The following is a 10,563-nucleotide window of genomic DNA, read 5'->3' on the forward strand; positions in this document are numbered from 1 at the left end:
CCTTCATGCTTTTCAACTGACAACAGTAGCTTATGATTCTCGTAAATAGTATTTCTTCCTGCTTATAGGTGATATAACTTTGATGTCTTGGATCATCAATCAGTGATAACTGCTTATTGAAATCAGGAAAATAATGTCTGATGATTTTGATAAGTTCTTTAAAACTTCCAAAACTGCTTTCTGAAATTCTTTTTTCTTTTCTTGTCTTTTTCATAGTCTTTCACCCTTTTTTTGATTTTATTAGAAAAAATAAAGAGAGCATGATTCCATACTCTCCCTGTCATCTATATTTTATCATACTTTTTAGCTAGAAAAAAATTTACTCGCCGTTGCTGCATTTCTTAATATATCCATTCATCATTATTTTATGCAATATCATTTTGCTTCTTATTTAAGAATTGTGTTGGTTAATTTTGCATATTACTAGCTTCTTACGTGTATCTTACTCATAAAAATTTTCGAAATTCTAAAAAACCTGAATACTACAAAAGCCCCATAAAATGGGGCTTTGCATAGTTTTGAGTTGTCCAAAACCGTGAAATTCTTTGTGTAAATTAACGTTTTGAAAATTGTGGAGCACGACGAGCTTTTTTAAGACCGTATTTTTTACGTTCTTTAACACGTGCATCACGAGTAAGGAATCCAGCAGCTTTTAAAGTTGGTCTATAATCATCACCAGCTTGCAATAACGCTCTAGAAATACCGTGACGAATAGCTCCAGCTTGTCCTGAATATCCTCCACCATATACATTAACACTAATATCAAATTGAGAAGTTGTATTAGTTAACTCTAATGGTTGATTAACAATCATCAATAAAACATCTGATGGTAAGTATTCTTTAGCTGGTTTATCATTGATTACAATATTTCCAGTACCTGGTGTTAAAATAACGCGAGCCACAGAAGATTTTCTACGTCCTGTTCCTCTATATTGTACATTTGCCATTTTTCTGTTTTTCCTCCTTACCCTTTAATTTTCAATTCTTCAGGTTTTTGTGCTGCATGTGGATGCTCATTACCTGCATAAACAAATAATTTCATTCCTTGTTTTCTACCTAATGTATTATGTGGTAACATACCCTTTACCGCTGCTTCAACCCAACCAGTTGGATTTTGTTCTTTAAATTGACGAGCAGTTTTTACTTTTAAACCACCTAGCCAACCTGAATGACGATAGTAATTTACTTTATCTAATTTTTTACCAGTCATTACTACTTTATCAGCGTTAATAATAATTACATAATCACCAGTATCCACATGTGGTGTATAAGTTGGTTTATTTTTACCTCTTAATACTGATGCTACTTCTGATGCTAAACGACCTAAAGTTAAGTCAGTTGCATCAACTACATACCATTTTCTTTCGATTGTGGCTGCATTAGCCATAGTTGTTTGTCTCATTTATTTTTTCTCCTTTATCCTTACCGGGGACTTAGAGTTCATAAGAACATTCTCATTATAAGTACTTCATCGCATAATGTCAATCCCTTTTCCATAAATAAATTACCTATATTAGATAAAATTCGCCTCTTTAAACAATAAAACAACATAATTCAATTACATCTACATAGATAACATTATTTTATTGTCCAACCAAAAAATCAAGCGATAATTTTAATACTTTCTTTATATGTTCAACACTATCATAATTATGATTTGCTCCTTTAATTGGGATAAATTTAGCTGATTTTATAAACTTAGGTACATATAGTTTAGAAATATCAAACGGAACAGTCGTATCTTCTGTACCATGAATAATTAGTAAATCGTTTTTATAAATATCTAAACCATCATAAAAATCACGAGCTAACATATCATCAACAAACTCTTGAGAAATTTCGAATCCACCATGATCATATAACCCATCTTGATTTGCTTCAACTTTACCCGTTAAATAATCTAAAGCTGACGGTAAATTAAACGCTGGTGCCCATAATACTAATTTACTTATCTCTTCTGGATAAAGTTTAGCTAATTCACTAGCTACAGCTCCTCCCATTGAGTGTCCTAAGACATATATTTCAGTACAATTTTCCATCTTCAAAGCTTCTTCTAAAATTATTCTTGCACATGCTAATTCATCTTTAAAAGTCATATCTTTAAAGTTTAAATCACTTTCACCACTACCTAAAAAATCAAATCTAAAGGTTGCAATCCCCTTAGACTCTAACATTCTTGCTAATTGTACATAGCTAAATTTAGTACCGGTCTTTTGGCCAGTAAAACCATGAAAAATCAAACAAACTGGATGCTTATCTTTATTTGGTTTATGAAAAAAACCTCTCATTGTACCTTTTGGTGTTGGTATTTCACAATAATGTTGCATTATAACACCTTATGCGCTTTTTTAAAGCGTTTAATACCATCGTTATTAATATATTGATTTGTAATATTACGTATATTTTCCTCACCAAAATCTCCACCAATAAACAAACAAGTATCCATGATCTCACTAGTTAATAAAAGCCATATTTCATCTGTAAAATCTTCATTTATTACCATTTCTTTAACAATTTTCAAACAATCATCTATATATTCTGTTTTATCAATTTCTGTAATACCTTCCATTACTTATTCTCCTTTACAAGCTCTTTAATAACATAGCCAGCTATCATTAAACCGGCGACACTAGGAACAAAACTTACACTTCCTGGAGTTGCATCAGCTACTTTTTGTGGCTGTTCTTTTGAATATAATACAGGACATTTTTTTATTCCACGAATTTTCAATTCTCTTCGCATTACTCTGGCCAAAGGGCATACACTAGTTTTAAAAATATCAGTTATTTCAAAACATTCTGGTTTCAACTTATTACCTGTTCCCATAGAGGAAATAATACGAATTTTTAGTTTGTGACAATTTTCAATTAATGCTATTTTAGCCTTTACAGTATCAACAGCATCAACAACAAAATCACAATCAGAAAAAATCTCTTCCATCCCTTGATCAGGAAGATAAAACTGCTGATATGTAGTTATTTTTAAATTAGGATTGATATCTAAACATCTCGCCTTAGCTACATCTACTTTATTCATACCAAGCGTTGAATGTAAAGCATAAATCTGTCTATTAAGATTAGTAATATCGATTTTATCATGATCAACTAAAACTATTTCACCAATTCCATTTCTAACCAAAGCCTCAACTACATAACTGCCAACCCCACCTAATCCAAAAACTGCCACTTTTTTAGTCTGGAGGTTTTCAAGCCATTCTTGATTGGTCATTTTTACAATTCTTGCAAACTGTTCCATAATTCACCTCGCACTTATTATAAACCAAACGATTTTATTTATAAAGATAAAGGTACAACTTTTTCTTTAGTCCATTTTAGGCAATTATAACCAAAGAAATTTGACCGCATTTATAATTAATTTGGTGATAGCTATGGTTATTTACAAAAGAATTCGTGATCTTCGTGAAGATAAAGATTTAACTCAAAAAGAACTAGCTAATTATCTTAATGTATCTCAAAAATCATATTCGCGTTATGAACGTGGTGAAAGAACTATTGCTCCTGAAATCTTGGATAAGATCGCTACCTTCCATGAAACCACAGTCGATTATTTATTAGGTAGAACTGATGATAAAACTGACTATACAAAAAAAGAAAATCGCTCTAAACATCGATAAATTATATAAAATAAACCATCTTGTAATAATCATCTAAAATGATTATTACTTTTTATTATAAAAAAAAAGAGTTACAAAAATCGGTTCTTTCTTACTTTAGGATAAAAATATAAAAGGAAGAGTTAAAATCATAGATAAATTCTGTAATTTCAATTCTTCCTTATTTTTAATTACCCTTTATCAAGTAAAAAGCTAAATCCAAAATTCTCTTTATAACTCTTTCTTATTCATAATCTGCAGTATATCCACGATTATCCAATTCAAGCTTGACAACTTGCCAATCTTTAACCAAATCACCAAGTTCTTTCTTTATTCTTACAACGCCCATTTTATCTTCACCGCGAATAACAGCCATGATAGTTGGTCCCGCTCCTGACAAATAAGCACCTAAAACTTTCTCATCTTTTTCTAAGACCGCCATAATATCATTAAAACCTTTAATTAAATCACCACGATATGGCTGGTGCAAACGATCTTTAAAACCTAGTTTAAGCCCTTCATCATAACCGTTGATCAATGAAGCAACCATCAATGCTAGATGTGATACATTTTTAATTGCATCTTTCCGTGGTAAAACCTGCGGTAAAACCGAACGTGATTGTTCAGTCGATAATGTAAATGGTGGAATTAAAGCAACAAAACGATAATCATGTTTAACAGGAATATTTAGTGTTAAAACATTGTCTTCTTCCATCACTGACACTGTTAATCCCCCAAAAATGGCTGGTGCCACATTATCAGGATGACCTTCAATCGCTGTTGCCAGCTCTAAAATCTCTTGACGATCATCAGCCTTATCTTTAAAAGCAAAAGCTCCAACGATTCCTGCTACAATACATGTCGAACTACTTCCTAGTCCACGAGTATAAGGAACATCTCCACTACATTCGATATTTATCCCTTGGTATTTTAAACCACAAACTTCAGCAGCTCTTTTGAAAGCCTGATAAGTCATATTATCTTCATTACAAAATTGCTCTGGACAGCCTGTAATATTTAAACCACTATCACTTAATTCAAAGATAAAGGTATTGTATAAAGTCAGTGCTAAACCAGCCACATCAAATCCTGGGCCTAAATTTGCACTTGTTGCGGGTACTTTTACTTTTACTTTCATGATAACCTCCTACATTGCTTCAATTTCTGATTTAATAAAGCTAATAATTTCAGTTTTATCGATTGCTTCTTTATGTAAAACAGCTCGATCTTTAATGCCTGCTAATGCTCTAGGAACTGGGACAGCTGTTCTTTCATTTAACTTTTCAATAGCACTATAAACATCAAGTTCTTCATCATAAATTGCTTTGTATACAGATTCAGGGAATTTATAAGGAGATGCAGTTGATAATAATATCGTCTTCATATCATCACCACTATCTTTTTGATACTGCTTTAAGACTCCATAACCGATTGCTGTATGGGTATCTAATAAATAACCTGTTTCATTAAAGCATTGTTTTATTGTTTGTAAAACTTCATCTTCATTTAAATATCCTGCTTTAAATTGCTTTTTAATTTTTTCATAAGTCTCTTCATCTACTTCATAAACACCTTCACTATTTAATTTATCCATATAACTACGCACTTTATCCCCATCGCCATCAGACATAAACCAAACTAGTCTTTCAAGATTACTAGATACTAAAATATCCATTGCTGGTGCATTAGTTTTATAAAACTCTCGATTAGCATCATAACGACCTGTAGTAAAGAAATCTGTCAAAATATTATTTTTATTTGATGCACAAATAAATTTATTAATTGGTAATCCCATTTGTTTTGCGAAATATCCTGCTAAACAGTTACCAAAATTACCACTAGGAACACAGAAATTAACCTGATCTCCTAAATTAATTTCATCATTTCTCACTAATTCAAAATAACTATGGAAATAATAAACGATTTGTGGAATCAAACGTCCCACATTGATTGAATTCGCTGATGATAAAAAGACATTATGTTTATCACTTTCAACTTTTAATTCATCAGATGCAAATGCTTTTTTCACAGCTGTTTGTGCATCATCAAAGTTTCCATGAATTCCAATAACCTTAACGTTTTTACCAGTTTGACTTACCATCTGCTGCTGTTGAATTGCAGATACTCCATCTAATGGATAAAAAACCTTAATACAAGTTCCAGCAACATCTTTAAAACCTTCTAACGCAGCTTTCCCTGTATCACCACTAGTTGCTGCTAAAATCATTACTTCACGCTGTTCATTTAACTGTTTTAAAGATAAAGTCATTAAATAAGGCAATAATGACAGTGCCATATCCTTAAATGCTGCTGTTTGACCATGAAATAATTCAGCCACATAAACATCACCAGCTTTTTTTACTGGCACGACAATTTCAGGAAATAGTCCTTTCCCATATGCATTTAAGCATGCTTCATGAATCAACTCTTTTCCATCTTCTGGTACAAAAGTACTTAATACTTCTGTAGCTAGATCTACATAATTCAAATTAGACAATGCTTCTAAATCCATTTTAGTAAAATCAAAATTAGGTACTAATAAACCACCATCTTCACCGATCCCCTGAACGATAGCCTGATAAAAATTAATTTCTTTTTGAAGATTTCGCGTACTTACATATTTCTTTTCCATTATTTAACCCCCTGTTTGATTTAAATTATTGTATACAATTTATTTAAAGAAGTCAATATATTGTTATTATAACATAATTCGATAAAATTATTTTGATTATTTCAATTATTATTGATTATCATTGACTTATTGTATACAATCGTGTTAATATGTCATAAATTAGAAAAATGGAGGATCGCAATATGTTATCAATAGGCAAGAATTCAACAATTATGACTATAATTAGTTCCATTATCATGCCTGTTGAAAATTGTGGTTCTACTATTTAATAATGATGTAGGGCCTTTATACAAGGTCCATTTTTATTATAAATAAGGGGGTATAGGATGAAAATCGGTATTATCGGGTTAGGAACTGTTGGTTACGGGGTCGTCGAAATTCTTACTAATGAAAAAGAACGTTTATCAAAAACTATCAATGAAGAAGTTAGCATCAAATATGGTTGTGGATTAGAAGAAGTTGAATTGCCAGAGGGAATAATCTATACGAAAGATTATAACGATATTATTAATGACAATGAAGTAGATGTTGTAGTAGAATTAATTGGTGGAACGACAATAGCTAAAACAATTATTTTAAATGCCATTAAAAATGGTAAGCACGTTGTTACAGCTAACAAAGCATTACTTGCCCATTATGGTAAAGAAATCTTTGTAGCTGCTAAAGAAAATAATGTTCATATTTTTTATGAAGCCAGTGTTGGAGGCGGAATTCCTGTATTAGTTAGCCAAAAAGAAAGTTTAGTAGCTAACAATACTAAAGAAATTATTGGTATTTTAAATGGAACGACAAATTTTATCTTAACTTTAATGGAAAATGAAAATTTAGATTTTGATGAAGCCTTAACTATCGCAGATGGTTTGGGTTATGTCGAAGCAAATCCGGCTTTAGATTTAGATGGAATCGATGCTGCACATAAAATTTGTATTTTGGCTCAAAATGGGTTTAAAAAATTTATTGATTTTGACAAAATTTCTGCTACTGGTATTCGTGATGTTACAAAAACAGATATGGATTATGCAAAAAAATTAGGATATCGTTTTAAAATGATTGCTCAAGCAAAAGAAGTCAATGATGGTATTGGGATTGATGTAGCCGCGACATTGATTAGTAAAAAAGAACTAGTCGCAAATGTTATGGATGCATATAATGTAATAGAGATCGATAACGATTATGTTGAAAATGTAATTTATTATGGTAAAGGTGCTGGTAGATATGTTACTGCTTCAGCAGTAGTTAGTGATATTATCAAAACTACCCAGGCAGAAAGATGGGATCATGATTATGAAGATTGTCCTAATGTCTATCCTATTACTAAATCTAAATATTATCTTCGCGCAAATAAACCATTAGATGTCGATTATGAGATGTATTTTACAGAAAAACATGATCATATTTATATAACTCATGAAATTGAGTTAGCCGATTTAACAACCGTCTTAAACGATGAAGAATACACAATTTTTAAAGTGAGGGGATAAAATGAACATAATTGTCCAGAAATTTGGTGGAACTTCTACTCGTTCAAGAGAATCACGTTCAATAATGTACAACAATATCATTCGTGAAATTAATAATGGTAATAAAGTTGTTGCCGTAGTTTCAGCTATGGGACGTTATGATGATCCCTATGCTACTGATACTTTGTTATCGATTGTTAATACAAAACAATTGACAGACGAAGAAATTGATCGCTTAACCAGTATTGGAGAAACAATATCTACTTTAGTATGTAAAAGTGAATTAGCATCTTTAGGATATCGAGTTGCTACGATTACTAATGATGAATTAGGAATCGTGACTGATTCAACATTTAAAAATGCCACTATTAATAAAGTAGAAGGAAAAGATATTCTTGAAAAACTAAAATATGTCGATATTGTTTTTTGTCCAGGTTTTCAGGGGCATTCTGTACATGGTAAAATTACAACTTTAGGTCGTGGTGGAAGTGATTTATCTGCAGTAGCTATTGGTGTCGCTATTGATGCACGAGAAGTAGAAATCTACAGTGATGTAAATGGTATATATACCGCTGATCCAAGATTAGTGCCTGGAGCTATAAAATTGGAATGTATCAGTTATGCTGAAATGCTGGAACTAGCTAAAAATGGTGCTAAAGTTTTGAACCATCGCTGTGTTCAACTAGCTGCTAGTCACAATATTGCAATACACGCACGTTCTTCATTTGAAGATACTAAAGGAACATATGTAATAGGAGATGACCGTATTATGAAAGAAAATTTAAATCAGTTAATTATTTCTGGAATCACGGGTTCGCAAAACGAAGCCCGTATCACTTTAGTAAAAGTAGATGCAACAAATAATAGTGCTGGAAGTCTTTTTGAAAAAATTGCTGATGCTGGTGTAAATGTTAATGTTTTCAACCAGGCACTAGTCGGTGGAGGTAAAATGGATATTTCACTAATAATCAGTGATGTTGACGTTCCTGCCGTTGTTGATATTATTAATGATTTAAAACCTCAATTAAACGCCAATCGAATTATCGTTCGTGGTAATATCGGTAAAGTATCTGTAATTGGTGTAGGAATAAAAAATAACCGTGGTATGTTCCAAAAAGCATACAATACTTTGAACAATAATGGTATTAATGTTGAAATGACATCTTGTTCAGAAATTAATATTTCTTGTTATATAGATCGTGATGATGTAAAAAGAGCACAAATATTATTACATGAAGCATTTTTAGGAAAGAAGGGTAAAATATAAAATGAAAAAATATAAAGTTGCAATCGTAGGAGCTACTGGAGCTGTGGGAAGAGAAATGTTAAGATGTATTTTTCAATTCAATTTTCCATTTGAAAGTATTAAATTATTAGCTTCATCTCGAAGTGCTGGAAAAGTTATTGAATTTGAAAATCATAAATTTACAGTTGAAGAATTAACTGAAAACAGTTTTGAAAATGTTGAAGTAGCATTTTGGTCTGCTGGTGGCAGTATTTCTGAAAAATATATGCCATATGCAGTAAATGCTGGATGTATCAATATCGATAATACTAGCCATTTTAGAATGGATCCTGATGTACCTTTAGTTGTACCAGAAGTCAATGGTGAAGCTTTGAGAAATCATAAAGGAATCATTGCTAATCCTAACTGTACTACAATTCAAATGGTAAGTGCCTTAAATCGTTTAAATGAATATTTTGATATTGAAAGAATTATTGTTTCAACTTATCAGGCTGTATCTGGAGCTGGTGTTGCGGGAATGGAGGAATTATACCGTCAATCTCAAGAAGTTTTAGATGGTAAAGAACCTGTAGCAAAAACATTACCTTGTGCTGGAGATAAAAAACATTTCCCAATCGCTTTTAACTGTATTCCTCAAGTAGATAAATTTGATTTAGATAATCATTTTTCTAAAGAAGAGATGAAAATGGTTAATGAAACTAAAAAAATCTTTAATAAAGATATTAAAGTTAATGCTACATGTGTTCGCGTTCCTGTTCTTCGTGGACATTCTGAATCAATATATATTGAAACAAAGAAACCAATTGATATTGACAAAGTATTTGAATTACTAAGTAATTCTACTGGTGTAGAATTATATGATGATATTGAAAACCAAGTTTACCCAATGGCAAATTTATTTGTTGGTGACCAATTAGTTCACGTAGGAAGAGTTCGTAAGGATTTAGATAATCCAAATGCCTTAAGTTTATGGGTAGTTGCTGATCAATTAATGAAGGGTGCTGCTTATAACTCTGTAGATATTGGTTTAAAAATGATTGAGATGGGGTTACTGTAATTTAATATTTTAGTATTAATCTAAATATTTTCTCATATATAACCGACATGTTTTTGATATAATTCTCAATCATGTCAAAAACAGCACCTTAGCGGGTGCTTTCTGTTATCTGCCGTAGTTCTTCTACGGCTTTTTTAGTCTAATATTTCTATTTTTCATATAAATATTACCGTTCAATCTTAATATTGACCGTTTAATCAAATAATATAACAATCCACTATTTTAATGCTATAATAAGTTATAAACTTAAACAAATTTTTTTGGAAACAAAAAAAGGATTTCTAATTATATCCAAAATACTGAATAGTAAGTAATCCATAATAAAAATTTGAATTAAGTTTCATTGTACTAAAACGTATGTAATTCTTATGATGGCTTTTTTCTCCAAGAATGACTGTTTTGGTATCAATAATCAAAATATTTTAAATAAATACTGTTATTCTTAAGTTGTTTAGTGGTAAAATAGGCATAGTGGCCCCCTCCCCAAATGAAGAGGTATTCTATTGTGGAGTTGATTAGGATGAATCCAATAAAGGGAATATAGAATTTTTGTGA

At 31.3% G+C, this 10,563-nt stretch carries 12 protein-coding genes; 4 read left to right on the forward strand and 8 right to left on the reverse strand.

Features of this window, described 5'->3' with window-relative positions:
* The 6 genes from BR82_RS15955 to BR82_RS0113380 all read right to left on the reverse strand — a co-directional run.
* The coding region (locus BR82_RS15955) for a hypothetical protein (RefSeq protein ID WP_034865126.1) at nt 1–214 on the reverse strand (214 nt) is incomplete at its 3' end.
* 340 nt (nt 215–554) lie between these two features.
* Nucleotides 555–947, reverse strand: coding sequence for a 30S ribosomal protein S9 (gene rpsI / locus BR82_RS0113360; protein ID WP_024721010.1), 393 nt, complete (start codon nt 945–947; stop codon nt 555–557).
* Nucleotides 948–964: 17 nt separating this feature from the next.
* A complete protein-coding gene (gene rplM, locus BR82_RS0113365) occupies nt 965–1,402 on the reverse strand; it encodes a 50S ribosomal protein L13 (RefSeq protein ID WP_024721009.1) in 438 nt (145 codons plus the stop codon).
* Between the two features lie 181 nt (nt 1,403–1,583).
* Nucleotides 1,584–2,327: an alpha/beta hydrolase gene (locus BR82_RS0113370; RefSeq protein ID WP_027090594.1), complete on the reverse strand. Its 744-nt coding sequence runs from the start codon at nt 2,325–2,327 to the stop codon at nt 1,584–1,586.
* Complete coding sequence (locus BR82_RS0113375) at nt 2,327–2,569, reverse strand: hypothetical protein (RefSeq protein ID WP_027090595.1); 243 nt, start codon at nt 2,567–2,569, stop codon at nt 2,327–2,329. Before BR82_RS0113375 ends, BR82_RS0113370 begins: the two co-directional genes overlap by 1 nt.
* Nucleotides 2,569–3,255 carry a tRNA threonylcarbamoyladenosine dehydratase gene (locus tag BR82_RS0113380; protein ID WP_027090596.1) on the reverse strand — a complete coding sequence of 229 codons (687 nt, stop codon included), beginning with the start codon at nt 3,253–3,255 and terminating at the stop codon, nt 2,569–2,571. Before BR82_RS0113380 ends, BR82_RS0113375 begins: the two co-directional genes overlap by 1 nt.
* Nucleotides 3,256–3,388: 133 nt before the next feature.
* On the opposite strand from BR82_RS0113380, the gene BR82_RS0113385 reads away from it, so the two are divergent.
* The gene (locus tag BR82_RS0113385; RefSeq protein WP_034865127.1) at nt 3,389–3,634 is read left to right on the forward strand and encodes a helix-turn-helix domain-containing protein; all 246 of its coding nucleotides are present in this window, start codon (nt 3,389–3,391) and stop codon (nt 3,632–3,634) included.
* A 223-nt stretch (nt 3,635–3,857) separates the two neighbouring features.
* Here BR82_RS0113385 and thrB read toward each other — a convergent pair whose 3' ends face one another.
* Nucleotides 3,858–4,751: a homoserine kinase gene (gene thrB / locus BR82_RS0113390; protein WP_027090598.1), complete on the reverse strand. Its 894-nt coding sequence runs from the start codon at nt 4,749–4,751 to the stop codon at nt 3,858–3,860.
* Between the two features lie 9 nt (nt 4,752–4,760).
* Nucleotides 4,761–6,245: a threonine synthase gene (thrC, locus tag BR82_RS0113395; RefSeq protein WP_027090599.1), complete on the reverse strand. Its 1,485-nt coding sequence runs from the start codon at nt 6,243–6,245 to the stop codon at nt 4,761–4,763.
* A gap of 326 nt (nt 6,246–6,571) precedes the next feature.
* On the opposite strand from thrC, the gene BR82_RS0113400 reads away from it, so the two are divergent.
* Genes BR82_RS0113400 through BR82_RS0113410 form a run of 3 tightly spaced genes read left to right on the forward strand, consistent with a single transcriptional unit; the run spans nt 6,572 to nt 10,008 of the window.
* Complete coding sequence (locus tag BR82_RS0113400; RefSeq protein WP_027090600.1) at nt 6,572–7,726, forward strand: homoserine dehydrogenase; 1,155 nt, start codon at nt 6,572–6,574, stop codon at nt 7,724–7,726.
* Between the two features lies 1 nt (nt 7,727).
* Nucleotides 7,728–8,972, forward strand: coding sequence for an aspartate kinase (locus BR82_RS0113405; RefSeq protein ID WP_027090601.1), 1,245 nt, complete (start codon nt 7,728–7,730; stop codon nt 8,970–8,972).
* A 1-nt stretch (nt 8,973) separates the two neighbouring features.
* The gene (locus tag BR82_RS0113410; protein WP_027090602.1) at nt 8,974–10,008 is read left to right on the forward strand and encodes an aspartate-semialdehyde dehydrogenase; all 1,035 of its coding nucleotides are present in this window, start codon (nt 8,974–8,976) and stop codon (nt 10,006–10,008) included.
* The last annotated feature ends 555 nt before the right edge of the window (nt 10,009–10,563 follow it).

This window comes from Thomasclavelia saccharogumia DSM 17460, from assembly GCF_000686665.1.
Classification (GTDB): Bacteria; Bacillota_I; Bacilli_A; order Erysipelotrichales; family Coprobacillaceae; genus Thomasclavelia; species Thomasclavelia saccharogumia.

Bases quoted from the DNA above. Each gene is read 5' to 3' on its own strand.
- thrC (WP_027090599.1), bottom strand. From the start codon at position 6,245: ATGGAAAAGAAATATGTAAGTACGCGAAATCTTCAAAAAGAAATTAAT.
- rpsI (WP_024721010.1), bottom strand. From the start codon at position 947: ATGGCAAATGTACAATATAGAGGAACAGGACGTAGAAAATCTTCTGTG.
- BR82_RS0113405 (WP_027090601.1), top strand. From the start codon at position 7,728: ATGAACATAATTGTCCAGAAATTTGGTGGAACTTCTACTCGTTCAAGA.
- BR82_RS0113410 (WP_027090602.1), top strand. From the start codon at position 8,974: ATGAAAAAATATAAAGTTGCAATCGTAGGAGCTACTGGAGCTGTGGGA.
- rplM (WP_024721009.1), bottom strand. From the start codon at position 1,402: ATGAGACAAACAACTATGGCTAATGCAGCCACAATCGAAAGAAAATGG.
- BR82_RS0113375 (WP_027090595.1), bottom strand. From the start codon at position 2,569: ATGGAAGGTATTACAGAAATTGATAAAACAGAATATATAGATGATTGT.
- BR82_RS0113385 (WP_034865127.1), top strand. From the start codon at position 3,389: ATGGTTATTTACAAAAGAATTCGTGATCTTCGTGAAGATAAAGATTTA.
- BR82_RS0113370 (WP_027090594.1), bottom strand. From the start codon at position 2,327: ATGCAACATTATTGTGAAATACCAACACCAAAAGGTACAATGAGAGGT.
- BR82_RS0113400 (WP_027090600.1), top strand. From the start codon at position 6,572: ATGAAAATCGGTATTATCGGGTTAGGAACTGTTGGTTACGGGGTCGTC.
- BR82_RS0113380 (WP_027090596.1), bottom strand. From the start codon at position 3,255: ATGGAACAGTTTGCAAGAATTGTAAAAATGACCAATCAAGAATGGCTT.
- thrB (WP_027090598.1), bottom strand. From the start codon at position 4,751: ATGAAAGTAAAAGTAAAAGTACCCGCAACAAGTGCAAATTTAGGCCCA.